This is a genomic window from Anaerotruncus massiliensis (ex Togo et al. 2026) (genome assembly GCF_900199635.1).
GTDB lineage: Bacteria > Bacillota > Clostridia > Oscillospirales > Ruminococcaceae > Anaerotruncus > Anaerotruncus massiliensis.
On record NZ_LT962687.1, the window covers coordinates 1,569,281 to 1,593,680 of the forward strand.

Sequence of the window (24,400 nt, forward strand, 5' to 3'; positions counted from 1 at the left end):
TACGCCCTATCCGAGCCGCACGGCCGTGCCCGACACGGTCACCATGAGCATGCCGTTGTTCGCGCCGAGCACCTCGTAATCCACGTCAATCCCGACGACCGCGTCGGCCCCGAGCGCCCGCGCGCGCTCCTCCAGCTCCCGCATCGCTTCCTCCCGCGCCCGGAGCAGCTCCTCCTCATAGGTCCCCGAGCGGCCGCCGAAGAAGTTGGAGAGCCCGGCGGTGAAGTCCTTGATGAAATCGACGCCCGCGATCACCTCGCCGAACACGACGCCTTGATATTCCGTAATATGCTTCCCTTCCACCGAAGGGGTCGTCGTCAGAATCATGCCTGTTCCTCCCTGTGCTCTTTCCTTCGAAGCTCCGCGGCGTATTCGGATATCCGCCGCAGGCGGTGGTTGACGCCCGACCGGGAGATCGGGCTCGTAAGCGCCTTGCCCAGCTCCCGCAGGGACATGTCCGGATTTTGCAGCCGCAGCCGCGCGAGCTCCCGCAATTCCTCGTCGAGCGAACCGATGCCTCCCGACGCTTCGATCAGCCGGATGTCCTCGATCTGGGAGAGCGCCGCGTTGACCGTCTTGGAGATGTTGGCCGTCTCGCAGTTGGTGGCGCGGTTGACCCGGTTGCGGAGCTCCTTGACGATCTTGACCTCCATCAGTTCGAGCGACGACTTGGGCGCGCCGAGGTAGGTCAGCAGGTCCTCGATGTTTTCGCTCTCCTTGTAGTAGAGCAGGTAGTCGTTGCGGCGGACGGTGCGCTTGGGCGGCGCGAGATATTCCGCGAGCAGCGCCGCGAGGTCGTCCGCGAGCGGCTGGTGCTGGGTCGCGAATTCGACGCGGTAGCCCTTTTCCGGGTCGGACACCGCGCCGCACGCCAGAAACGCCCCGCTCAAAAAGGCGGCGGCCTCCTCCTCGGGGACATGCGCGAAGTCGATGCGGCGGGGGTCCTCCCCCGCCCTGCACCCGAAACGGGAGAGCACGGCGACCCGGTCGGAGAGGCTGTCCACCGTCACGAGGTAGACGCTCCGGCGGTCCTTGCGCTTGACCTCCCGCAGGGTGATGCTCCCGCCGAGGCCCACCAGGTCGGAGATGCTGTCCGCGTAGAGCCGCGCGACGAATTTGTGCTCGGTGTGCAGCGAGATCTCCTCCGGCCCGAACGCGCGTCCGAACAGCAAAAGGCCGTAGGCGAGCGCCCACCTGCGGCGCTGGCGAAACGGCCTGTTATTGCAGATTTCACTTTTGATGCGGTAGGCAAACGACATGGCTACTCCTTGCGCTTGGCGATATCCCGGTGGGTCACGGTGCTGCGCACCTTCTGTTCCTGCATGTGCTCCTCCAGAAGCTGCGCGAAGACCACCGAGCGGTGCTTCCCGCCCGTGCAGCCGACCGCGATGGTCAGCTGGGTCTTCCCCTCGTCCCGGTAGAGGGGCAGCAGGTAGTCGACGAGGTCGAACAGCTTGGGGATCAGCTTCTGCGCCTGCTCCCATTTGAGGACGTACTCCCGCACCGGCGCATCGAGGCCGGTCAGGCTCTTGAGTTCGGGCACGTAGAAGGGGTTCGGCAGGCAGCGCACGTCAAAGACGAGGTCCGCCTCCTTGGGCAGGCCGTATTTGAAGCCGAAGGACATGCAGTTGACGAGCATCGCCTGGTTTTTGTCGTCGAGGAAGATGCCGACCACCTTTTCCCGCAGCTGGTTGACCGAGAGGTAGGTGGTGTCGATCACATAGTCGGCGCACTCCCGCAGCCGGGAGAGCAGCCGCCGTTCCTCCGCGATGGCCTCCTCGATCGAGGTGTTTTCGTCGTCCATCAGCGGGTGGGTGCGGCGGGTCTCCTTATACCGCTGGATGAGCGTCGCGTCCTCGCAGTCGAGGAAGAGGGTCTGAAACCCGCTCGACGCCTCCAGAAACTCCTCGATTCCCTCGAAGATGTCCCCGAAAATTTCCCGGCTGCGCGCGTCGATGACGAGCGCGACCTTATCCACCTTATCCTCCGCCTGGAGGCACAGGTCGGTGAAGGATTTGACCATCTTGGGCGGGAGGTTGTCGACGCAGTAGTAGCCGATATCCTCCATCGCCGCGATCGCGCGGGATTTTCCCGAACCGGACATGCCGGTGATGATTACAAATTCCATAGGCTTCCTTTTCCGCCCGTCTGGCGGGCGCTCTCAGAGCAGTTTGATTTCACATTCGAGCGTATAGCCGGTCTTCTCCAGCACTTCCTTTTGGACCAGTTCGACGAGCGCGAGCACGTCGCGGCAGGTGGCGTTGTCGTAGTTGATGACGAAGCCCGCGTGCTTTTCGCTGACCATCGCGCCGCCCACCCGGCGGCCCTTGAGCCCGCACCGGTCGATGAGCGCCGACGCGTAGGAGCCGGCCGGACGCTTGAAGGTGCTTCCGCCGCTCGGGTATTCGAGCGGCTGCTTCTGCTTCCGGCGCTCCATGAGATCGTCCATTTTGGCGCGGATGGCGGCGGGGTCGCCCTTTTGGAGCCGGAAAGCCGCGCCGGTGATGAGATGCCCGGGACGGCCGGTAAACCAGCTGTGCCGGTAGGAGAGCTCCAGCTCCGCGGCGCCGAGGACGCGTTCCCCGCCCTCCGGCGTGAGACAGCGGACGCTTTCAAGCACATCCTTCATCTCGCCGCCGTAGGCGCCCGCGTTCATATAGACCGCGCCGCCCACGCTGCCGGGGATGCCGTAGGCGAATTCCAGCCCCGACAGCCCCCGCTGCCACGCGAAGACGCAGAGCGCCGTCAGGCTCGCGCCCGCGGGGCAGAAGATCGTCTCCGGGCCTTGCATCCCGGGCTTCGCGGCCTGCTCGTCGAAGGAGAGCACCGCGCCCCGGATCCCCTCGTCCGAGACGAGCAGGTCGGACCCCCTGCCGATGATCGTGAGCGCAACGCCCAGCTCCCCCGCCCGCCGCATAACCTTCGCGGCCGTCTCAGCGTCCGCCGGGCGGACCAGCAGGTCGGCCGGCCCCCCGATTTTAAACGACGTGTGCCTGGACATCGGTTCGTCCGCATGGCAGGCGCACCCGATCGATTCGCAGTACGCCCGCAGCTCGTGTATCCCGCTCATGAAGCCTCCTGGAAAATCATTTGTATTGTTTGCCGAGCAGCGCCGCGCCGATGATGCCCGCGTCGTTGCCGAGCTTCGCCTTGATGATCTGCGAACAGTTGTTGGGGTCGTGGTTGAAGGTCTGCGGATAGGCACGCTCCCGCATCGGGCCGAAGAGGGTCTCCCCCTCCTTGCTGATGCCGCCGCCAATGACGACCGCCTGCGGCTGGAAGAGGTTGATGATGCCGCTGACCGCGTAGGCGAGGTAGTCGATATACTGGTCGACAACCGCCTTGCCCGCCTCGTCGCCTGCGCGCATCGCGTCGAACGCGGTGCGGCCGCTCACCTTGTCGAGGCTGCCCTCCGCGAGCTCCCACATCTTGGATTTCGCGTTGAGCTGCATGGACTCGCGGGTGATGCGGATGAGCCCCGTCACCGCGCAGTAGGACTCGATGCAGCCGCGCCGGCCGCAGGTGCAGGGCACGCCCTGGTAGACCATGCCGATGTGCCCAAGCTCCGCGCCCTTGTAATTGAATCCCGACTGGATTTTTCCGTCGATGATGATGCCGCCGCCCACGCCGGTGCCCAGCGTGATCAGGATGACCGAATCGAGCCCCTTGGCCGCGCCGGCCATCAGTTCCCCGTAAGCGGCGGCGTTGGCGTCGTTTTCGACATAGACCTTCTTGCCGAGCCGTTCCGCGACGAGCATTCCCAGCGGGGTGTCGTGGAAGCCGAGGTTCGCCGCGAGTCCCACCATGCCCGTTTCGGGGTTCACGGTGCCGGGCGTCCCGACGCCCACCCACGCGACCTCGTCGAAGGTGACGCCCGCGTTTTCGACCGCCCGGCGCGCGGTCGCCGCCATGTCGTCCGCGATCTCCTCCGCCGGATGGAACGCCTTGGTCTTTTCATTGGCACGGCCGACGATCCGGTAGTCCTCGTCCACCACGCCGACGGCGATGTTGGTGCCGCCGAGGTCGATTCCCACGTAATAACTCATCGTATGCTCTCCCTTTCCTCTTGATGTCCTCCTGGTGGCTTTATATCAGCGGACGCCCGCTCTTTTCCCGCGCGAGCGCCAGAAAGCGCCCGTAGTCGGCGTTCATGACAAGCTCCTCCGGGAAGCCGATCTCCTCCAGCATCTCGACGGCCGCGCCGACATTGCCGATCTGAGTGAAAAAGTGCGCGTCCGAGCTGCACACCACCCGCACTCCGTATTTTTTGCAGCTCTCCGCGATCCTGCGGCAGTTTTCCGCCGAACCGGGCCTGCATTCAAAGGAGTGGGCGTTGATTTCGACGATCTTGCCGTTCTCGGCGAACGCCTTTACGACGGCGTCCACGTCGAAGCGGTAGCGTTCGTCCCCCGCGTGGCCGATCACGTCGACGAGGGGATTCTTCGCGACCGCGAGCCAGCCGGCGGTGTGCTCCTCCTCGGTGGCGGGCGCGAGGCAGTTGATGTGGTAGGAGGCGATCACCCAGTCGAGCCGCGCGAGCTTGCGGTCGGGCAGGTCGAGGCCCCCCTCGTAATCGATGATGTTCGTCTCCGCGCCCTTGAGGACGACGACCCCCTCCATCAGGTCGGGGATCACGTTGGGCAGGTTGCTGAAAAACATCCCGCCCGGCGCGCCCTCCATCGCCGGGCAGTGCTCGGTGACGCAGAGAAATCGGATCCCGCTGCGCGCGGCGTACCGCACGTTCTCATAGAGGGTGCTGAACGCGTGGTCGCACGCAACGGTATGGCTGTGGGTTTCCGCGATGATCTGCATGCAGTCAGGTTCCTTTCCGGGTTAGAAATCTCCCCAGTCGGTGGGGTTGCCGCCGTCCGGCTCGACCATGCCGAGCTTTTCGAGCAGCTCCTGGGCGGCGTTGTAGCCCATGCGCTTCTGGCGGTTGTTCATCGCCGCGACTTCGATGATGATGGCGAGGTTGCGCCCCGGCTTCACCGGGATGGTCAGCGACGGGATCTGCACGCCGAGCACCTCGGTGTATTCGTCGTTCATGCCCATCCGGTCGTACACCTTGGCGGCGTCCCACTGTTCGAGCTGAACGATCATGTTGATCTTCTCGGTCATCTTGACCGCGCCGATGCCGAAGAGGCGGCGGGCGTTGATGATGCCCACGCCGCGCAGCTCCATGAAGTGGCGGATATTTTCGGGCGAGGAGCCGACGAGGCTCTTGGCGGAGACGCGCCGGATCTCCACCGCGTCGTCCGCGATGAGGCGGTGGCCGCGCTTGACGAGCTCAATGGCCGTCTCGCTCTTGCCGACGCCGCTCTCCCCGAGCAGCAGGATGCCCTCGCCGTAGACCTCGACAAGCACGCCGTGGCGGGTGACGCGGGGGGCGAGCTCGACGTTGAGCTCCCCGATGAGCCCCGCCATGAAGGCGGAGGTGCCGTCCGCGGTGCGCAGCAGCGGGACCTTGTATTTCTGCGCGGCGGAACGCATCCGGTCGGTCACCTCGATGTTCCGGGTGATGACGACCGCGGAGGGCTGGCTTGCAAAGTAGTCGTCCACGCGGCGGGTGCGCTCCTCCTCGTCGAACTGGTCGAGGAAGGCAAACTCGCTCTTTCCGAGGATCTGCATCCGCTGGTGGTCGAAATAATCAAAAAAGCCGGACAGCTGCAGCCCCGGCCGGTTGACCTCGGGCGTGGAGATGGAGATCCCGGCGGCGTCTTCGGGAAGATAGACCACCTCAAGGTTAAAATCCCTGATCAGCTTTTGGAGGGGCACAATAAATTTTGTCGCCACATGAGCACCTTCTTTATTCGTTTTCCGTCGATATTCCTCTAGCTATTATACATGATGGAGGCGCATCTTTCAAACCCTATTTTGGGCAAAAATGTATTTCCAAATGCAGTTGAAATCCACCCGGCAATGTATTATACTTTTATGAGCCACTTAATGAAAGGGGAACTGCTGCTTGCAAAGACGGTTCGCGGCCTTTGCCGCTGGCGCGCTGCTCCTGTTTTCGGCCGTCACGGCCAGCGCCGAAACCCTTCCCGGCGACGCTGCCCCGGCCCCCGTCGCCGAACAGACCTGGCGGTACCTCGACGCCAATCCCCCGGGAGAAAACAGCATTCTCGCCTATTCGCTCGGCGGACAGGCCGTCCGGGAGGACGCCGTTACCAGGCTGTCCGGGGACCTGCGCGGCAGCGTAGCGGATGGATTTTCCTCTCCCCGCGCGCTGGAACGGGGCATCATCGGGCTGGTCAAGAGCGGGCAGGATCCCGCCTCGTTTGAAAAGACCGACCTAGTTTCCGCCCTCTACTCCCATGAAAACATCTACCAGGAGGGGCTGGACGGCGCGCTTTTGGCGCTGGCCGCCTACAGCGCGGCGGACGCGCAGTCTCCCGTCTCCGCGCACAACTCCCCCACCGCGGTCATCGACTATATCGTATCCTCCCAGCTCCGCGCGGGCGGGTTCGGTTCCGCCGCCGGGCGCGACCCGGACGTACGGACCACCGCGCGGGCGGTCACCGTCCTCGCGGCGAGCCGGGACATCCCCTACGTGAACACCGCGGTCAACCGGGCGCTCTCCTGGCTGAGCACCCAGCAGGATGAGGACGGCGCCTTCCTCCGCAACGGCCGCCCCGACTGCGAAAGCACCGCGGCGGTCCTGACGGCGGTGCGCACCTGCGGCATCGGCCTGGGCGACGCGCGGTTCACCAAAAACGGACGGGACCTGCACGACGCGCTCCAATCCTTCCGGCAGCAGGACGGCGGCTACGCCGCCACCCCCGGCGGGCCTTCGGAGGTCGCGGCAACGGAGGCGGCGGTGATCGCCCTTTCGACCGACGCGTCCGGCCTCTCGCCCTACCTGCCGCCCGAGCGGTATCCCGGCTATGTGGAGCCGCAGCCCGACAACGCCTATGTGTTTCTGCGGTTCCTCTTCGGGTTCCTGCTCCTCTTCGGGCTGCTCTATCTGATCCTGATCCTCACCGGGAAGATCGGCAAGCGCTGGGGCAAGTTCCCTCCCGCGGAACCGGAGAATCCCGGCGAAGCGCCCGGCGCGGGCGCGGATACCCGCACGCTCGAGCTCAATATCCCGATGAAGGCGGAGATTCCAGACTTCGACGCCCTGCCCGACGGCGACCCGCCCGAACAGACGAAAAAATAAAAAAGGCAGCCGCCCGCGGGCGGCTGCCTTTTTTGATCGTCAACGGTTGAGGAAGGTGAAATTCGAGTCCTGCGCGAAGTTTTCGAAGTTGTACATCACGAGCACGTCGTCGAATTCCGCCCGCGCCATGACCTCGCTCATCGGCGCCGTCAGGTTGCGCAGGTCGACCATCCACACCTCGTCGTAGCTGTAGGTCAGAAAGGGCGCGAACGGGTTCCCATAGCTGTCCTTGATGAGCAGGACGCGGGAGGTCCGCCCCTCCTGGTGGTTGAGGTTGTTTTCCGATTTGACGACGGTCAGGTCGCTGTTGCCCCACAGGAAGGCGGCGTGCTTGTCCCGCTCCCCCCACTTCTCCGCGTCGTAAAGGCCAGGCTTCTCCTCCCCGCCCACCGTGACCGAGGAGACGGGGATATCGTACCACTCGATCGTGTCCGGGACCGCGGAAAAGAGCTTGCACTTGCTGAAGTAGGTGCCGTAGAAGCCGGGAGCCTCCCTTCTCAGCGGCTCCAGCACGGAAAATTCCACCGCCTTGAGTCCCCGGGACTCGACGAACGCGCGGTAGGCGTTGTAGGCGCCCCAGGTCGTCCAGTGGTGGTCGGTGCGGTAGTAGGCCTGCCGCTCCGACGCGGCGAGCCGCATCACCGGGAAGAGGTCGAGCGTGTCCGCGCCGCCGGGCAGCGCGCTGTAGATTTCAGTGACGCGCGCCGCCTGGTTGACGTTTTGCAGGCCCTTCGGGAGCTTGTCCGCGAGGATCTCATAGGAGTTCGGGATGACCGCCACAGTGATCGGCGCGGTGTCCCGGTAGGAGGCCAGATAGGTCCCGAGCAGCTCGATGTTCATCGAAAACCGGCGCTCGTCCACTGTCTCGTACCGGTCGAACAGGTAGTTGTCCGACCCGTAGACGATGCCGTTGTTCTCGATCTTTCCGAGCGCCGATTCGCTCACCGATTTGAGCGTAATCCACCCGTCCCGCCCGACGAACTGGTCGTTGAGGTAGGTTTCAAACCGCTGGGTGTACTTGTTCTCCTGGTCCTTCGCCAGCAGCGCCGTCGCCGTCAGCTTCGGCCTCTGGGCGAGCGGGCGGTTCTCGAGCTCGCTCTTCTCCCGGTCGGGGGTCAGCAGGTTCGCCGCCGAGACGATCAGCAGGAAGGCCGCAAAGAGGAAGACGAGCGGATATTTTTTTAAGGTCTGCATCATGCTTCCTCCTCAGAAGTTCCAGTAGAGGAACGGGTTGTAGGTGGAGTCCACCAGATAGGCGACCGAAAGCACCAGTATGAGCCCCAAAAACGGCAGCGCGAGCGCGCGGCAGACCTTCGGGTGCCGGTCGCGGATGCGGTTCAGCACCGGCATGGAGAAGAGGATTCCCAGCGCCAGCACGACCGCATAGTTGCGCAGGTAGAACATCCATTCATTCCCGCCCGTAAGGGAGAACAGTTTCCCAAAGAAGACGCCGAGCGCGCCGAAGCTCCCCTCGATGGCGAAGAGCCCCCATCCGAGCATGACCGCCAGCAGCGAATAGGCGTGAGAAATGAGCGGGTGCCTGTCCAGAAACACGCGCAGGCCCATCCGTTCGATCATGAGCAGGACGAAATAGTAGAGCCCCCACAGCACGAAGTTCCAACTCGCGCCGTGCCACAGCCCGGTGAGCGCCCAGACGACCAGCAGGTTCAGGACGTTACGCGCCGGGCCTCTGCGGCTGCCGCCGAGCGGGATATAGACATAGTCGCGGAACCACCCCGAAAGGGTCATGTGCCACCGCCGCCAGAACTCGGTGACGCTGCGGGAGATGTAGGGGTAGTTGAAGTTCTGCGGGAAGGTGAACCCGAGCGCCTTGCCCATGCCGATGGCCATGAGCGAATAGCCGGAAAAATCGAAGTAGATCTGGAGCGTGAAGGCGATGAGCGCGAGCCACGCCGAAGCGGTCGAGACGTTCGCGAACCCGACCGCCGCCACGTCGCTCCACAACGCGCCGATCGAGTTGGCGAGCAGCACCTTGCTGCCCAGGCCGAGGATGAAGAGCCCGATGCCGTCCTGCACCGCACCGAGGGTGATCTTACGGCTGTGCAGCTCGCGGCTGATGTCGGAGTACTTGACGATCGGGCCGGCGATCAGCTGCGGGAAAAGGACGACGAAGGTGCCGAAATTGATGATGTTGCGTTCGGTCTCCACCTTGCCCGCGTAGACGTCGACCGTATAGGTCATGATCTGGAAGGTGTAGAAGCTGATGCCGAGCGGGAGGGTCCTGGCCGCTTCGATATAGGGCACCGCCATCCCCGTCAGCGTGTTCCAGTTGTCGATCAGGAAATTGCTGTACTTGAAGAAGACGAGCCACGCGATGCTGAAAACGAGCGACAGGAGCAGGACGGCGCGGCTGAGCGCGCGGTTCCGCTTCCACCGGCCGATGGCCAGTCCCGCGAAGTAGTTGACGAGGATGACCGCGATCATCACCGGGAAGAAGCGGATCTCCCCCCACGAATAGAAGACGAGGCTCGCTACCAGCAGGACGGCGTTTTTCAGCCGCACCGGCGCGATATAGTAGACCGCGAAGGTCACCGGCAAAAAGCAGAACAGGAACAGCAGGCTGCTGAATACCACGGGTTTCTCCCCTTTTTGTCACAAAATGAAAGTGTACCGAATAGAAGCTATCCAGTACACTTTACCAAATCCTGCGGATTTATGCAAGATTTAAGCGGCAAACGCCTCGTCAATGATTTTGACCGCCCGGTCGAGGTCGTCGTCAAAGGTTTCCGGACTCTCTCCGAGGATGACCAGGAACACATAGTTCCCACGGTCGACCACGCGGCCCTTTTGCGCCTTTTCCGACTGGTCGGGCAGGTAGTTCGAGAAGGAGGCCTGCACATCCTTGAGGCGCTTGCCCATCGCCTCGATCACCGCGTCCTTCTGTTCCGGCTTCGCCTTGACGGCAAGCAGGTTGTCGGCGCTCACATTGACCATCGCGAACTGGCCGTAATACTCGTCCACGTCCTTTTCGGGGTCGATGTAGAAAACGTCCTTCATGAGGGTGTCGTCGATCTCGGCGGGCATCGCGATCCCCACCTCGTCGATGATCTGGTCGACAACCGTCTGGATCGTCTGCCCCTCCTTCATCTCGGTGGAATCGCCGGAGGCCGCGGGTTTCGAGCCGCACCCGGTAAGCATCCCGGCGAACAGCGCGGCGGAAAGCAGAACAGCGAATATCTTTTTCATGGTACATTCTCCTTTGGTCATTGCCCGCAACGGGCTTCATTCTTCCCTCATAGAGTATGCCCAAACGCGCGGATTACTTCAGGAAAACTGGAAAAATTTTTTATGCGGACAAAAAACGGGCGGTCTTCAGGACACGTTGCCGAAAAATTCCGCCATCCGGCGGTCCTTCGGATTGCCGAAGACCTCCTCCGGCGGGCCCGACTCGACGATCTCCCCGTCGCACATGAAGAGGATCTTGTTTGCTACGTCCCGCGCAAAGGACATCTCGTGGGTGACGACCACCATCGTCATCCCCTCCTCCGCGAGCTTGCGCATGACGCCGAGCACCTCGGCGGTGAGCTGCGGGTCGAGCGCGGAGGTCGGCTCGTCGAAGAGCATGATGTCGGGGTTGAGCATGAGCGCGCGCGCGATCGCGACCCGCTGCTTCTGCCCGCCCGACAGCGTTGAGGGCATTGCGTCGACCTTGTCCTGGAGCCCCACCTTGCCGAGGATGGACATCGCGCGCGCGTCCGCCTCCTCGCGGGCGACGCCCTGCGTCTTGACGAGCGGCATCGTCAGGTTTTTGCGCACCGACAGATGCGGGAAAAGGTTGAAGGACTGGAAGACCATTCCCATCTTCGCGGTGATGGCCCGCACCTTGGCCGCCGGCGGATAGACCCCGTCGGTGACAAACGGCTCCCCCTCCACGACGATGCTCCCGCCGTCGACCTTCTCCAGATCGATCAGGCAGCGCAGCATCGTGCTCTTGCCCGCGCCCGACGGCCCGATGACCGCGATCACGTCGCCCCGCTTTACGGTAAAGCTCACGTCGGTGAGCACATCCTGCCCGGAAAAGCCCTTTTTGAGGCCGCTTACTTCGATCAGGTTCATTTTCCCGCCCTCCTCAATATGCCATTTTCTTTTCCAGCCAGTTGAAGAACAACTGGAGGACGGTGTTCATCGCCAGGTAGATGACGAACGCGATCACATAGGGAAAGACGTTGCCCGTGCGGGTGACCGCCGCCTTGGCGTAATAGAGGATCTCGGTGATCGAGATCGCAAAGACGAGCGCGGTGTCCTTGACCAGCGTGATCGATTCGTTGGTGATGCTCGGCAGCGCGACGCGGATCATCTGCGGCAGGATTACATGGAAGGTCGTCTGCACCTTGTTAAGTCCAAGTACTTGACAGGCCTCATACTGCCCGCGGTCGATCGACAGGAGCCCCCCGCGGAAGATCTCCGCGAAATACGCCGCGTAGTTGAGGGAGAAGCCGATCAGCGCGCAGACCATCGCGGAATGGAGCGCGGTCTTAAAGAAGTCGTTCACAAAGGGCAGGCCGTAATAGATGAAGAAGAGCTGGAGCATCAGCGGCGTGCCGCGCATGACGTAGATATAGGCGTTGATGATCCAGCGCAGCGGCGCGACGCGGCTGCGGGTGCCGAGCGTCATCAAAAAGCCGAGCGGCAGCGACGCGACGAGGACCACGAAAAAGAGGGTCAGAACCGTTCCCAGACCCTGCAGGATCGCGCTGGTGGTGGTTGCGATCTCGCTGATTGACATAAAGGCACGCTCCTATGTAAGTGATATGATGCGGGCTCTTTTATGACGCTAACACGCTGCCCGACAAAAGCGTTTGGCTCCATAAAACAGCCCGCACTCCCGGCCGGGGAACCCGGTCGGGAGTGCAGCGTATTGCGGTGGATACGAACTTATTTGACCTTGATCATGTCGTCGCGGCCAAACCATTTCTGGGAGATCTCGGCGATCTTGCCCTCGTCGGCCAACTCGCCCAGCGCGTTCCAGACCGCGTCCTTGAGCGCCGTGTTCCCCTTCTTGAAGGCGATCGCGTACTGCTCGGAGGCCATTTTGTCCTCCAGGATGGTCATCGGCTTGGCGTTCTCCGCGATGTAATAGTTGGCGACGACCGAGTCCATGACGATCGCGTCGCAGCGGCCGATCTCAAGGTCGGTCAGCGCGTCGACATAGTTGGCGTACTCCTTGGCGACGCCGTCCTTAATCGACGGGAAAACCTCATCCTTCTGGAGCGCCTCGAGGCCGGAGGAATCCTTCTGCGCGGCGACGATCTTGCCCGCCAGGTCGGCCTTCGACTTGATCGGGGAGTCCTGCATGACGACGATGACCTGCTCGTTGTCCATGTAGGCGTCGCTCAGCTCATAGTTTTCGATCCGCTCGTCGGTGACGGTCAGGCCGTTCCAGATGCAGTTGATCTTGTCGGTGCCGAGCTCCATGTCCTTGGCGTCCCAGTCGATCGGCTTGGGCTCGAACTTCATGCCCAGCTTTTCGCACACCGCCCTGGCAAGGTCGATGTCGACGCCGACGATCTCGTTGTTCTCGTCGAGGTAGCCCATCGGCGGGAAGGAGGCGTCGAGGCCCAGGACAAACGTTTCGGGCAGCGCCGCGTCGGCAGGCGCTTCGGCGGGTTCCGCAGCGGGCTCTTCGGCCGGTGCTTCCGGCGCGGGCGCGGCTTCGGATGCGGGCGCGGCCTCGGATGCGGGCGCGGCCTCGGACGCCGGAGCGGCGGGCTCGGCGGGGGTGCCGCAGGCGGCGAAGAGGGTCAGGCAGAGCAGCGCGGCGAGAAGGACGGTCAAAATTTTCTTCATATGCTTTCTCCCAATTCATCGTTGATTTTTGCCTCAAGGGCGGCGGCAGGGCAAAATCCGGGCCGCTTTTGAACATTTTACATTTTATCAAGGTAAATTGCTACCCTTGTAGCAGGCTGTTATACCGATTTTTCCCGATCTGTCGCCGGTTTTCTCCTGATTGCTCGTCCATTCTCACGATCGCGTCGCAATCCGCGCGCGGTTACGCGAAGTCTCCCCGCAGGCTGATCTCCCCCGCGCCGATCGCCTCGCAGCTCCCGTCGGGCATCCTGACCAGCAGCCGCGCGTCGTCGTCGATCCCGACGGCGTAGGCCTCCCGGCGTTCCTCTCCCCGCACCAGCGTCACCGGCCGGTCGAGCACACAGGAGCGCGCGCGGTATTCCGCGAGGAAAGTCCGCTCCCCGAGCCCGCCGCAGAGGGCGAGCATCTCCGCGATGACCGCCGCCGCCAGCGCGGCCCGGTCGGCCTCCCCCGCTCCCGCCGCTTCGAGCGAGGTCGCCACGCCGGAAAGCTCGGGCGGAAAGCTCGCGTCCAGCACGTTGACGCCGATGCCGATCACGACGAATTCCGGCCTGCCGTCCGCGCCGAGCGGCGCCTCCGCAAGGATGCCGCAGAGCTTTTTCCCCGCGTAATAGAGGTCGTTCACCCATTTGACGCCGACCTCCACCCCCGCGGCGCGGGAGATGGCGCGCGCGGTCGCGACCGCCGCCGCCGGGGTGACGAGCGCCGTATCGGCGGCGGAAAGCCCGGGGCGCAGCACCATCGAGAGATAGACCCCCGCCCCGCCCGGCGAGAAGAAGCTGCGTCCCAGCCGGCCGCGTCCCGCCGTCTGGCGCTCGGCGAGCACCGCCGTGCCGTGCGGCGCGCCCTCCCGGGCGAGCCGCCGGGCCTCGGTGTTCGTCGAACCGAGCTCCTCATAATAGTATACGGGCGGCTTATGGCCGGCGGGCAGATGCCGCCGGACCGCCTCCGCTGAAAATTCCATAGCAGTCCCTCCTGTCAAAAGCGGCGCGCGTAGCCGCACCGCCTGCAAAGCTCTTCCGTGGCGGTCCGCCGGGAGAAGCCGTCCGCGATCGCCCGGGCGCGGGGGGAATCGAGAATCTCCCCGAGCGGGCGCTCAAAGGCGTTGCCCAGCGCGACCATCCCCTCGCTGTCGAGGCAGCAGGGCACCACCGTCCCGTCCGCGAGGATGCCGAAATGATCCCGCATCCCGAGGCAGGAGACGCGGCCCTCCCCGGCGGGCAGGGCCATGTCCGGCCAGTCGAAGACCGGCGCGGTCACAAGGTGCAGGTTCTCCGCGAGCTTGCGGTCGCAGACCCCGTCCGGCGGATCCCCCACCGGGACGCCGAGCTCCCGCTCGATTGCGCGGCAGACCCGCCCGTTGAGCCGCCGCGCGCCGCCGCCGTTCCAGAGGCGCAGTTCGCAGATGATCCCCGCCTCCCGCGCCAGCCGCACGACCGGCAGCACCCGCGAGAGATACGCTTCGAGCGGCGGGCCGTCCCCGTTGGCCTCGAAGCTGTGGAGCGAAACGGAGAGCTTCCGCAGCGCAGACGCCGACAAGAGGATATCCTTTACATCCTCCAGCAGCGTCCCGTTTGTCGTGAGGTTGGCCCGCAGGCCCTCCTCCCCGCAGATTTCGAGGATGCGCCCGAGCGCGGGATGGAGGAGCGGCTCCCCCATCAGGTGCAGGCAGACATAATCGGTATGGGGCTTGACGGCGCGCGCGAGCAGCGCAAACTCCTCCGGGGACAGAACGCGCGGGGCGCGCCGCGTCCCCGGGCAGAAGGCGCAGTTCAGGTTGCAGGCGTTTGTGATCTCGATGTAGGCGCGGCGGAAGGGCTTTTCCGCGTTCTTTTTCCCGCTCACAGGATGAACTTCTCCACGATTTCCGCGACCGCGTCCTCCAGGTGGGTGCGCGCGGTCACATAGTCGGCCTGCGCGCGCACCTCCTCCGGCGCGTTGCGCACCGCGACGCCCACCCCAGCGCCCCGGATCAGCTCGAGATCGTTATAGTAGTTGCCCGCCGCCACAATGTTTTCATGCGCGATGCCCTCGCGGGCGGCGACGTACGCCGTGCCGCGCCACTTGTTAACCCCCTCCGGCATCACGTCCATCGAGGTGGCGTTGGTTACCGCGCAGGTGAGCCGCAGACCCTTCCGCTCGATGAACTCCCGCACCGGGCCGTAGTTTTCGCTCACGACGAAGCCGTCGAGCGTCTCGAAGGGCAGGTCGTCCGCGCCGCGGTAGACGACCGGCGTGCCCTCGAATTCCTCCCGCTGCCGGAGCACCCCCGGCGTGATGCGGTTGACGCCCCAGTAGTCCCCCGAGATCAGGTGGAGGATGGCGGAATCCTGCGAGAGGCAGAAGTCGATGAGGCGGAGCATGTCCGACCGCTCGACGAGCGTGGTATAGAGCTGCTCCATGTCCGGCGCCGCCACCACCGTGCCCCCGTTGTTGAGCACGAAATAATCGGCAAGCGCGCACAGATGCGAAATCGGCTCCACCGATTTGCGCCCCGTCACAAAGCAGACGGCCGTGCCCGCCCGCTTCGCGGCGAGCAGGGCGCGCCGGTTCGCCTCGGAAAGCTGGGTGCGCACCCCGAAGGTCGTGCCGTCCAGGTCGAGCGCCAGCATCTTTCGCATGAGAATCCCCCCTGTCCTGCCAATCATACCACAGCGGGCGCGGCGGGTCAATTTGGCATAAGGGGTGCGCGGATTTGCCAATCGACAAAAATGAAAAAAACATGTATGCTGTTTGAAGACAAATGCCGCGCAGCATCGTTTGATGGGTGTAAGGCAATTGAGGTGGTGAGGCAGGACCGGATGACAAATGAAAAATTTCAGGAAATGGTGGAACAGTACGAAAAGCTGGTCTTTACCATCTGCTACCAGCTCGTGCGCGACTACCACGAGGCGCAGAACCTCGCGCAGGACGCCTTTGTCTCCGCATACGCCCACATCGACACCGTGACGGAGGACAATTTGAAGGCCTGGCTCGCGCGCATCGCCACCAACAAGGCCAAGGACTACCTCAAGAGCGCTTACAACCGGCGCGTCTGCCTATCCGAGGACATGAGCGAAATGGACCTCATCCGCGCCGAGAATTCTCCCGAGCGGCTGTACATAACCGACGAGGGAACCGGAGTGATCCGGCAGGCGATCCTCAATCTCAAAGAGCCTTACCAAAAGGTTTCGGTGCTCTTCTTCCTCGAGGAAAAAACCATCGAGGAGATCGCCGAAACCCTGCACCGGCCGAAAAAAACGGTGCAGACGCAGCTCTACCGGGCGCGAAGCAAGCTACAGGAACTACTCGTAAAGGAGGGGGTACAACGATGAAAGAACTGTTTGATCCAAACGGGCATCTGACGGACGACGCGTTCGGCGCATTGCTGCGCGACGAACCGCTCGACGAGATGGAACGTCTGGAGATTTCCGAGCACCTTTCCTTCTGTGACCGTTGTGTGGAGCGGTACGCCGCCCTCCTGGACGGCTCCGAGCTGCTCTCTCCCCCCGAGCCGGTCGCGCCTCCGGTCTTCCGGCGCATCCGCGAGCGCGCCCGTAAGCTCTTTGTCAACAAATACGCGACGGCGGCCGCCGCGGCCTGCTTCGCCATCATGTTCTGGAACATCGGCCTCTTCAACGTCGACGTCCAGAACGACCACGGCAAGATCCTTGACGCGCTGGCAAACGGCGCGGCGACCTTCAGCGAGCGGACGACGCAATTTACCGACAACCTGTCGGAAACACTGGATAAAATTCTCCAAAGTCTGAAAATTGAGAGGGGTTCCCAACATGAAAAAGAATAGCTTCTTCACCTTCTGCTTTGCCTTCATCCCCGGGGCGGGTGAAATGTACCTTGGGATGATGAAAAAGGGCTTGGCGGTCATGTCCGTCTTTTGGGGCGTCTGCGCGGTCGCGTGGTTCTTCCAGTTCGAGTTTCTCTACTGGCTGCTGCCGATCATCTGGTTCTATTCCTTCTTCGAGACCTTCAACATCAGGCAGCTCCCCTATGAGGACCGCCTTCAGATGGACAACGCCTTCTCTCTGCGGGTCGACGGCTCCGTCTTCAGCGGCCTGCGCCCCCTGCTGGAAAAGCGCCACGTCCTCATCGGCGGCGGGCTCATCTTCATCGGCGGCTGGGCGATCTTCTCGAGCTTCGTCTCCCCGCTGATCTACTACTTTGTGGAAACGATGGGGTATGAGAGCTGGTACCTCCGCAGCATCCTCAACCGCATCCCTTCAGTCGTCGTGGCGGTCGCCGTCATCTTCTTCGGCATCTACCTCGTGAAGGGCAAAAAGCGCCATGTGCAGCCGGAGGAAGAATTCGTCGAGTACAGGGGGGATTCCAATGAATAACGAAGAACGCATCGAGTCCCTGGAAACCCCCGAGGAGGAATCCGCGCGGAGCGGCGCCTCGAAGGCGGAATCCCCCGCGCCGGAGCCGGCTCCTTCCCGCAAGCGGGAGGAGCCGGTCCGCCGGGTGGGGACCATGACGATGGGCTTCGCGCTCATCGTCACCGGCATCGTGGCGCTGGCCGCGATGTTCAAGCCCTCCCTCGACCTGGTCTTCGTCTTTAAGCTTTCCCCTCTCATCTTTGTGCTCCTCGGCGTCGAAATTCTCTACAACTACTTCGCCCACAAGGGCCAGAAGCTCAAATACGACCTGCTCAGCGGCTTCGTCTGCTTTGTGCTCATCGTTGCGGGCGGCTGCCTCGCCGCCGTGCCCGCCGCCTGGAACTATTTCGGCCCGCCCGCCATGCAGGTGCGGGACGAGTTCCACACCCAGCTCCGCGGGCGGATCTCCGAAAGCCTCATCGACGAGCGGGAGCTGATCGGGCAGATGTATGTGAACGCCGAGCTCCCCTACTATAAGCAGTACACGCCGGACATGAGCTACGACGAGCTCGCCGGGGACGCGCGCGTCTATCTGCACATCAACCTCAACGGCCCCTACCACGACAAGGAGTCCTTTGCGAAGGACATCCAGAATATCCTCTCCAAGCTCGATCCCCTGGGCCTCGACATCCGCAACCTGACGTTCCGCTACGACGGCGAGGAGGTCGATTTCGGGCTCGACCTCTATGACCGGTATCAGCTCGACATGAAGCTGGACGAGCTGGTGCGCCGGGTGGATGCGGACTGGTATCATGAGGGCGAAGAATCGTCCGCCCGGGACGGCTTTTCCGGTGAGAGCGCCCTCCCGCCGCTGGAGCCCCTCGAGAACGACGGCTTCAGCAACGAGTGGCCCGACCGCATCGTCTATTCGGCGGACGGCATGACCGCGCACAGCTACTATTTCGATCTGCCCGTTTCCAACCCCACGACGGTGCAGGTAGACGTCTCGACCGAAGGCGGCACGCTGGACATGCGGATCGCCGGGCCGGACGGCACGATCTATTTTGAGGGCTACGACCTCTCCGAGGCGAGCGGGAGCCAGACCATCGCGCTTCCCGTATCCGGCGCCTACCAGGTCAGGCTGACCGCCGACGAGTTCCACGGAGGCTTCACCATCCAGAACCTCGGCTGATACAAATCGTTCATAATCCCCGTATTGCGAAGACGCGATACGGGGATTATAATATTTTCATCCCTATTTTGATTTCGGAGGCAGCCGATGAATATCGTCGTTTCGCTCAACGCCAACTATCTGCGGCCGCTCTGCGTGATGCTGCGCAGCCTGCTCGACGCAAATCCCGGGGAGAAGGCGGACGTCTACGTCCTGCACGCCTCCCTCTCCCCGGAGGCGTTCTCCTTTGCCCGCTCCGCCCTTCCAGACGGGAGGCTACGCCTCTTCGACGTGCGCGTTCCGGAGGACTTCATGGCGGACGCGCCGGTGCTCTTCCATTTCCCCAAGGAGATGTATTACCGCATCTTTTCGGCGCGCCTGCTGCCCCAAACCCTCGGGCGCGCCCTCTACCTCGACCCGGACATGGTGATCAACCGCCCGCTCGCCCCGCTCTACGGCATGGAGCTGGGGGAACACTTTTTCGCGGCCGCGCGGTCGGTCAACCCCGTCTCCCAGGTGGAGTACAAGCTGCGCCTCGACATGCCCGAGGAAAGCGAATACTTCAATTCCGGCGTGCTGCTCATGAACCTGGACGCGCTGCGCGCCGGACAGGACTGCGATGAGGTGACGGAGTTCATCCGCGCCCACCGGGAAAAGCTCATCCTTCCCGACCAGGACGTGCTCAACGCCCTCTACCACGACCGCACCGTCCTGCTCGACCCGCGCGTCTATAACTTCGACGCGCGCTATTTCAACACCGTCAAGGTGGCCACCCTCGGCAGGATCGACCTCAAATGGGTGCGGGAGAACACCGCCGTCATCCACTACTGCGGCAAGAGCAAGCCGTGGCACGAGCACTATCTCGGAGAGCTCGGCGTCTTTTACCGGGAGGCGGCCGCAAAGGTGTTCCCCGAAGAGTCCGCGCGGAAGTCGCCGCTTGAAAGGCTGCGCGGCCTCGGCGCGCCCCGCGAACCCGGCGAAGGCTGAAAAGGCCGCCGTGCGATGCACGGCGGCCTTTTATCCGTCAGGCGGTCTCGATCCTCCGGCCGCTTCCGCCCTGGCAGAGCCGTTCGCGCAGGGCGCGGCTCAGCGGGAGCACCGGGATGCAGAGCAAAAACCAGAGCGCGCTGTACAGGGGGCAGATCTGCCCGAGCAGGTTCCCCTTCCGGCGGGAGTAGTCCCAGACGCCGAGCCGGCAGCCCCTGTTGATGATGCACCCGGCGACAAATTCCACCGCCGTGAGCACCAGGCTGCCCGCCGCGCATTTTTGCAGCATCGACCGCCCCGTCATACGCAGGTCGGTCAGGTAGAGCAGCAAAAAGCCGACGCCCCCGGTCAGCGCCATCGTCCAGTGGGTAAAACCCCGCCAGAGCACTTCGATCGCGCTGTAGCCCACCGATCCGACCGTGCAGACGGCGGCGTATTCCTTGAATTTTTCCATCCGCGTTCACCCCGCATTAGGGTGTGCGGATTCCGCGCCGATATACGAAGGAGCGCCGGTCGCGGCGCTCCTTTTTCAGTGAAATGATTTCCGCTTCAAATAGGCTTTCAGCCGCGACGCGACGGAGGCCCGGCCTTCCGTTCCCGCGCGCATCCGGGCAAAGTTCCCACTGTGCCGCAGCAGCATCACGCCGCCGATCACGCCTGCCGCCACGGCCGCCTCCCGCCCGAGGCCGAAAAGCGCCGTCAAGAGCGGAAAGCTCACCGCGATCACCGCGGAACCCACCGCGAGATAGCCCGTCGCCAGCACCGCCGCCGCGCCGAGCAGGTAGCTCGCGATTCCGACGGGGGGTGAAAAAAGGATCGACGCCGCGCCGACGACCGCCACCCCCTTGCCGCCGCGAAAACCGTTCCACACCGGCCAGCAGTGCCCGAGCACCGCGCCGAGCCCTGCGTAGAGCACCGCCATCCGCCCCATCCCGGGGAAGAGCCACAGCCGGCAGAGGGCGCAGGCCGCCGCCGTTTTGAGGATATCCCCCGCGAGCACCAGCAGCCCGCTCCCCGCCCCCAGCCGGGAGGCGACGTTCGCCATGCCGGGGTTGCCGAACCCCTCTGCGCGCCGCGCGCCCGTCCGGCAGAAGACGATCAGGTCGGCGGTCAGAAAGGACCCGAACAGGTACCCTGCCAGCACGCACCAGAGACGCTCCATGCCATCCCCTCCTTTTCTTGATTATAGACCATCCGCCGGGAATTTACACCCCCTATTGACATTTGCGCTCCGATGTCCTATAGTTAAATCAGAAACTTTTAAAAGTATGTGTCTAAAGTATTGGAGGCGACGATATGAGTTGGCTGGACCTGCATCTCCATTCCTCCTTCAGCGACGACGGGGAGTTTTCCCCGACCAGACTGGCGCTCCTCTGCTGGCGGGCGGGAATCGGAACCGCCGCGCTGGCGGACCACAACACGACGCGCGGCGTCCCCGCGATGCTCAAGGCCGGGCGGGCGCTGGGCGTCGAGGTCATCCCGGCGGTCGAGCTCGACTGCACCCACGAGGGCGTCGACCTGCATCTGCTCGGCTACTGGATTGACCCCGCCCACCCCGGTTTCGCGCGGGCCGAGGAATCGGTCCTCTCGCAGGAGCAAACCGCCGCCGGGCGGCGAATCGAACTGGTGCGCGCCTGTGGGATCCCGCTGGATCTGGCGGCGGTGACGGCGCTTTCCAAGGACGGCATCGTCACGGGCGAGATGATCGCGGAGGTCGCCCTCGCCATGCCGGAAAACGCGGAACATCCCCTCCTCTCCCCCTACCGTCCGGGCGGGGCGCGCTCCGACAATCCCTACGTCAACTTCTACTGGGACTTCTGCGCGCAGGGAAAGCCCGCCTACGTCCCCATCCGGTTCCCCTCCCTCGCGGAGGCGGTCACGCTGGTGCGCGAAGCGGGCGGGCTTCCGGTGCTCGCCCACCCCGGCAACAACATCCACGAGGACGCCGCCCTGCTGCAAAGCATCGTGCGCTGCGGCGTCGCGGGGCTCGAGGCCTACAGCAGCTACCACACCCCCGCGCAGACCGCCTTTTATCTCCGGCAGGCGGAGGCGCTCGGCCTCGCGGTCACCTGCGGCAGCGACTTCCACGGGAAGATCAAGCCCGCTATCCGGCTGGGTTCGGCCGAGTCCGGCGGACGGGAGGCGGCGCTGCTCGGGGAACTGCGCAAAAAACTTGACAGCCTGGAGGGAGCGCGATGACCGGGGTGACCGGGAAACCGGAGCTGATGAAGCGGATGAACACCACCCTGCTCTACCGGACGCTGATCCGCCTTGGCTCGGCGACGCGGGCGGAGGTGGCCAATGAGACGAACCTCAGCGCGACCACCATCCGCAACCTCTTTGAGGAACTCGAAGCGGGCGGCGAGATCGTCGCGGGCGCGCTCGACCGGTCGAGCGGCGGACGGCGCGCCCAGCGGTACGCCCTCAACCCGGCGCGCAACCTGACCCTCGCGCTCTACTGTGCCGGGGGACGGATCGACTACCGGATCACCGGCCTGACGGGAGACGTCGCCGCGGACAGCTTCGCCCCCATCGAGGACGGCGACACGGTGGAAGCGGTCCTCCGCCTGATCGCGGACTGCCGTTCCCGCTGGGACGTCCGCGCGGTCGGGCTCGGCGTGTCCGGCATCGTGGAGAACGGGCGCGCCTATATCGGCAGCGAACTGGATACCCTGGTCCCGAACGACCTCGGGGCGCGGGTCCGTTCCGCCTTCCCCTTTCCGCTGGTACTGGAAAACGACCTCAACGCGACCGCGCTCGGTTATATGAACCGCTACCACCGGGAACACTCCTCCTGCAGTCCCGCGGGCTTCAATATGGCCTACATCCATTTTGACCGGGAGAGCGCGGGCGCGGGCGTCATTGCCAACGGGCAGGTCGTCCACGGCGCCAAGCAGTTCGCCGGGGAGCTCGGCTTCCTGCCGATGGGGCATAAGCAGACCTTGAACGACCTGCTTCCCAGCGTCTCCTCCCGGGAGGACTGCCTTGATATCGTCTCCCGCGTCGTCTCCATCGTCAACTGCGTCACCAACCCCGAACTCGTCGTAGTCGGCGGGAGCCTGTTTGACGCGGCGTGGCTCCAGTACGCGCTTGACCGTCTGAACGCCCAGCCGGGGCTTTCCAGCCCGCTGCGCCCGCTCTTGGTCTACCGCGGCGACAACCGGGAGGACTACCTCGACGGGCTGACCTACCTGACGCAGCAGGACCTCGTCCCCCGTCTCCCGCTGGCCGCTTTCGATTAGGGTTGCATTTCGGAGGAAAAGCGATTATAATAATGATAATCGATCCTGTTATAGAGGATTTTTCGACAAACACGCAACCCTGTGATCGGAGGAACCCATATGAACACATTTTTATCCGCCCTGAAAGCCCGCCGCACCTGCTACCGGATCGGCAGCGGCTCCCCCATCGACGACAGCCGGATTTCCGGGCTGGTGAAGGAGGCCGTTTCCGTCACCCCCTCCGCCTTCAACATGCAGAGCTCGCGCGCGGTCCTGCTCTTTGGCGCCGAACACGAAAAGCTCTGGAAGATCGTGCTGGAATCGCTGCGCGCCATCGTGCCTCCGGACGCCTTCGCCGCAACTGAAGGAAAGATACGCTCCTTCGCCGCCGGGCACGGGACCGTCCTCTATTTCGACGACACCGCCGTCACGGACGACTTCGCGGACAGGTTCTCCACCTACCGGGACAACTTCCCGGTCTGGGCGCAGCAGGCAAACGGCATGGCGCAGCTGAACGTCTGGACGCTGCTCGAGGAGGCCGGGCTCGGCGCCTCGCTCCAGCACTATAACCCCCTCATCGACGAAGAGGTCCGCCGGACCTGGCGGCTTCCCGAAAGCTGGAAGCTGGTCGCGCAGATGCCCTTCGGCGAGCCGCTCGCCCCGCCCGACCCGAAGGAGTCCGCCGACCCCGACGCGCTCGTAAAGGTCTTCCCCTGATCGGATGCGCCGGGGGACCTTCCCCGCCCCGGATGAATAAAAAACGGCCGCGGTCCGCCTGCCGGCGGAGGCGCGGCCGTTTTTTGCGCCGAAGTCCGGTCAAAGCCGCCGGGCGGACATGTCCTCCACCCGGGGACGGGTCCCCGGGTGGAGGATTGACAAAACCTCCTTTTGCAGGTATGCTTTACTGAAGACGGGAGGCTATGTGGGTGAGGCATGAAGCGTTTGTGGAACTTTTGCAGGAGAACCCGGTCATCGCGGCCGTTAAGGACGCGACGGGGCTCTCCCGCAGCATGGACAGCGACTGCCAGATCGTCTTCGTGCTGAGCGGCAACCTGCTGGGCGTCAAGGAGGTCGTCTCCCGTGTGCATGAGGCGGGCAAGCTCGCGATGGTGCATATCGACCTGATCGACGGGCTGGCCGCGCGGGACGTCGCCGTGGATTTCATCGCGGAGAGCACGCGGGCGGACGGGATCATCTCCACTCGCTCCAACCTTGTCCGGCGCGCAAAGGCGCGCGGGATGCTCGCGGTGCAGCGGTTCTTTATGCTCGATTCGATCGCGCTGGTCAACATTGAAAAGCACCTCTCGTTCGAGGCGGCGGACGCGGTGGAAATCCTGCCCGGCGCCATGCCCAAGGTCATCCGCAGGCTCGCGGCGATCGTCCGCAAGCCGATGATCGCGGGAGGACTCATCTCCGACAAGGAGGACGTGCTCAACGCGCTGGGTGCGGGGGCGGTGGCGGTCTCCTCCTCCAATCCCGAAGTCTGGTTATTGTGACCGGACAACTGCCGAGAGACCGGGAGCGGGCCATAAAAGGGCCTTCGGCCCTTTTATGGCCCGCTTTTATGTTCATGCGCCGGCTGTGAACGGAACAAGCGCCTTCCGGGTCGGCTGTAAGGGTTGTCCACGAGATGAAAAATCTGGTAGAATGGAACTGACCAGACCGGCGAAGCCCCTTGACGCGGTCACCCTCCACGCGCCCGCCCAGAGCGGCCGTG

28 protein-coding genes are annotated in these 24,400 nt (G+C 63.8%); 10 read left to right on the top strand and 18 right to left on the bottom strand.

Annotated elements, in window-relative coordinates:
- Positions 1-6: 6 nt before the first annotated feature.
- The 7 genes from C1A13_RS07870 to hprK are packed head-to-tail and all read right to left on the bottom strand — an operon-like array spanning position 7 to position 5,793.
- Positions 7-327, bottom strand: a complete 321-nt coding sequence (locus C1A13_RS07870) for a putative heavy metal-binding protein (RefSeq protein ID WP_101550803.1) — start codon at positions 325-327, stop codon at positions 7-9.
- Positions 324-1,259 (bottom strand): DNA-binding protein WhiA, encoded by a 936-nt coding sequence (gene whiA, locus C1A13_RS07875; RefSeq protein WP_101550805.1) that lies wholly within the window; start codon positions 1,257-1,259, stop codon positions 324-326. Before whiA ends, C1A13_RS07870 begins: the two co-directional genes overlap by 4 nt.
- A 2-nt stretch (positions 1,260-1,261) precedes the next feature.
- Positions 1,262-2,128: an RNase adapter RapZ gene (gene rapZ, locus C1A13_RS07880; RefSeq protein WP_101550807.1), complete on the bottom strand. Its 867-nt coding sequence runs from the start codon at positions 2,126-2,128 to the stop codon at positions 1,262-1,264.
- A 33-nt stretch (positions 2,129-2,161) separates the two neighbouring features.
- Positions 2,162-3,070: a UDP-N-acetylmuramate dehydrogenase gene (murB, locus tag C1A13_RS07885; RefSeq protein ID WP_101550809.1), complete on the bottom strand. Its 909-nt coding sequence runs from the start codon at positions 3,068-3,070 to the stop codon at positions 2,162-2,164.
- Between the two features lie 16 nt (positions 3,071-3,086).
- On the bottom strand, positions 3,087-4,046 hold the full coding sequence (locus C1A13_RS07890) for an ROK family protein (RefSeq protein ID WP_101550812.1): 960 nt from the start codon (positions 4,044-4,046) through the stop codon (positions 3,087-3,089).
- Between the two features lie 40 nt (positions 4,047-4,086).
- Positions 4,087-4,812 (bottom strand): phosphatase, encoded by a 726-nt coding sequence (locus C1A13_RS07895; RefSeq protein WP_101550814.1) that lies wholly within the window; start codon positions 4,810-4,812, stop codon positions 4,087-4,089.
- A gap of 21 nt (positions 4,813-4,833) precedes the next feature.
- The gene (gene hprK, locus C1A13_RS07900; protein ID WP_101550816.1) at positions 4,834-5,793 is read right to left on the bottom strand and encodes an HPr(Ser) kinase/phosphatase; all 960 of its coding nucleotides are present in this window, start codon (positions 5,791-5,793) and stop codon (positions 4,834-4,836) included.
- Positions 5,794-5,965: 172 nt separating this feature from the next.
- Between hprK and C1A13_RS07905 the strand changes: the two genes are divergently transcribed.
- On the top strand, positions 5,966-7,162 hold the full coding sequence (locus C1A13_RS07905; RefSeq protein WP_101550818.1) for a prenyltransferase/squalene oxidase repeat-containing protein: 1,197 nt from the start codon (positions 5,966-5,968) through the stop codon (positions 7,160-7,162).
- A 39-nt stretch (positions 7,163-7,201) separates the two neighbouring features.
- Here the strand turns inward: C1A13_RS07905 and C1A13_RS07910 are convergent, their stop codons facing one another.
- From C1A13_RS07910 to C1A13_RS07950, 9 genes are all read right to left on the bottom strand, one after another.
- Positions 7,202-8,356 (bottom strand): DHHW family protein, encoded by a 1,155-nt coding sequence (locus tag C1A13_RS07910; protein WP_172439212.1) that lies wholly within the window; start codon positions 8,354-8,356, stop codon positions 7,202-7,204.
- 12 nt (positions 8,357-8,368) lie between these two features.
- The gene (locus C1A13_RS07915; protein ID WP_101550822.1) at positions 8,369-9,757 is read right to left on the bottom strand and encodes an MBOAT family O-acyltransferase; all 1,389 of its coding nucleotides are present in this window, start codon (positions 9,755-9,757) and stop codon (positions 8,369-8,371) included.
- Between the two features lie 90 nt (positions 9,758-9,847).
- Complete coding sequence (locus C1A13_RS07920) at positions 9,848-10,369, bottom strand: DUF4358 domain-containing protein (protein WP_172439213.1); 522 nt, start codon at positions 10,367-10,369, stop codon at positions 9,848-9,850.
- Between the two features lie 126 nt (positions 10,370-10,495).
- Positions 10,496-11,239, bottom strand: a complete 744-nt coding sequence (locus tag C1A13_RS07925) for an amino acid ABC transporter ATP-binding protein (protein WP_101550826.1) — start codon at positions 11,237-11,239, stop codon at positions 10,496-10,498.
- Between the two features lie 13 nt (positions 11,240-11,252).
- A complete protein-coding gene (locus C1A13_RS07930) occupies positions 11,253-11,909 on the bottom strand; it encodes an amino acid ABC transporter permease (RefSeq protein ID WP_101550828.1) in 657 nt (218 codons plus the stop codon).
- 149 nt (positions 11,910-12,058) lie between these two features.
- Complete coding sequence (locus C1A13_RS07935; RefSeq protein ID WP_101550830.1) at positions 12,059-12,970, bottom strand: amino acid ABC transporter substrate-binding protein; 912 nt, start codon at positions 12,968-12,970, stop codon at positions 12,059-12,061.
- A 202-nt stretch (positions 12,971-13,172) separates the two neighbouring features.
- Complete coding sequence (locus C1A13_RS07940) at positions 13,173-13,955, bottom strand: biotin--[acetyl-CoA-carboxylase] ligase (protein ID WP_101550832.1); 783 nt, start codon at positions 13,953-13,955, stop codon at positions 13,173-13,175.
- 14 nt (positions 13,956-13,969) lie between these two features.
- Positions 13,970-14,836: a radical SAM/SPASM domain-containing protein gene (locus tag C1A13_RS07945; protein WP_101550834.1), complete on the bottom strand. Its 867-nt coding sequence runs from the start codon at positions 14,834-14,836 to the stop codon at positions 13,970-13,972.
- Complete coding sequence (locus C1A13_RS07950) at positions 14,833-15,612, bottom strand: HAD family hydrolase (protein WP_172439214.1); 780 nt, start codon at positions 15,610-15,612, stop codon at positions 14,833-14,835. Before C1A13_RS07950 ends, C1A13_RS07945 begins: the two co-directional genes overlap by 4 nt.
- Positions 15,613-15,792: 180 nt before the next feature.
- On the opposite strand from C1A13_RS07950, the gene C1A13_RS07955 reads away from it, so the two are divergent.
- The 5 genes from C1A13_RS07955 (at position 15,793) to C1A13_RS07975 (ending at position 19,462) form a co-directional block, all read left to right on the top strand.
- Positions 15,793-16,305, top strand: a complete 513-nt coding sequence (locus C1A13_RS07955) for an RNA polymerase sigma factor (RefSeq protein ID WP_101550838.1) — start codon at positions 15,793-15,795, stop codon at positions 16,303-16,305.
- Positions 16,302-16,775, top strand: coding sequence for a hypothetical protein (locus C1A13_RS07960; protein WP_101550840.1), 474 nt, complete (start codon positions 16,302-16,304; stop codon positions 16,773-16,775). Before C1A13_RS07955 ends, C1A13_RS07960 begins: the two co-directional genes overlap by 4 nt.
- Entirely contained in the window at positions 16,762-17,325 is a 564-nt protein-coding gene (locus C1A13_RS07965; protein ID WP_101550842.1) for a hypothetical protein, read from the top strand. The genes C1A13_RS07960 and C1A13_RS07965 overlap by 14 nt, the downstream gene beginning before the upstream one ends.
- Complete coding sequence (locus C1A13_RS07970) at positions 17,318-18,496, top strand: hypothetical protein (protein ID WP_101550844.1); 1,179 nt, start codon at positions 17,318-17,320, stop codon at positions 18,494-18,496. Before C1A13_RS07965 ends, C1A13_RS07970 begins: the two co-directional genes overlap by 8 nt.
- Positions 18,497-18,583: 87 nt before the next feature.
- On the top strand, positions 18,584-19,462 hold the full coding sequence (locus C1A13_RS07975; RefSeq protein ID WP_101550847.1) for a glycosyltransferase family 8 protein: 879 nt from the start codon (positions 18,584-18,586) through the stop codon (positions 19,460-19,462).
- 37 nt (positions 19,463-19,499) lie between these two features.
- Here C1A13_RS07975 and C1A13_RS07980 read toward each other — a convergent pair whose 3' ends face one another.
- Entirely contained in the window at positions 19,500-19,916 is a 417-nt protein-coding gene (locus C1A13_RS07980; RefSeq protein WP_101550849.1) for a putative ABC transporter permease, read from the bottom strand.
- Between the two features lie 75 nt (positions 19,917-19,991).
- Positions 19,992-20,624 carry a glycerol-3-phosphate acyltransferase gene (locus C1A13_RS07985; RefSeq protein ID WP_101550851.1) on the bottom strand — a complete coding sequence of 211 codons (633 nt, stop codon included), beginning with the start codon at positions 20,622-20,624 and terminating at the stop codon, positions 19,992-19,994.
- A gap of 134 nt (positions 20,625-20,758) precedes the next feature.
- On the opposite strand from C1A13_RS07985, the gene C1A13_RS07990 reads away from it, so the two are divergent.
- The 4 genes from C1A13_RS07990 to C1A13_RS08005 all read left to right on the top strand — a co-directional run bounded on the left by C1A13_RS07990 (position 20,759) and on the right by C1A13_RS08005 (position 24,179).
- On the top strand, positions 20,759-21,661 hold the full coding sequence (locus C1A13_RS07990; RefSeq protein WP_207654185.1) for a PHP domain-containing protein: 903 nt from the start codon (positions 20,759-20,761) through the stop codon (positions 21,659-21,661).
- The gene (locus tag C1A13_RS07995; protein ID WP_101550853.1) at positions 21,658-22,704 is read left to right on the top strand and encodes an ROK family transcriptional regulator; all 1,047 of its coding nucleotides are present in this window, start codon (positions 21,658-21,660) and stop codon (positions 22,702-22,704) included. The genes C1A13_RS07990 and C1A13_RS07995 overlap by 4 nt, the downstream gene beginning before the upstream one ends.
- A 99-nt stretch (positions 22,705-22,803) precedes the next feature.
- A complete protein-coding gene (locus C1A13_RS08000; protein WP_101550855.1) occupies positions 22,804-23,400 on the top strand; it encodes a nitroreductase family protein in 597 nt (198 codons plus the stop codon).
- Positions 23,401-23,609: 209 nt separating this feature from the next.
- A complete protein-coding gene (locus C1A13_RS08005; protein ID WP_242970833.1) occupies positions 23,610-24,179 on the top strand; it encodes a glycerol-3-phosphate responsive antiterminator in 570 nt (189 codons plus the stop codon).
- Positions 24,180-24,400 lie beyond the last annotated feature (221 nt).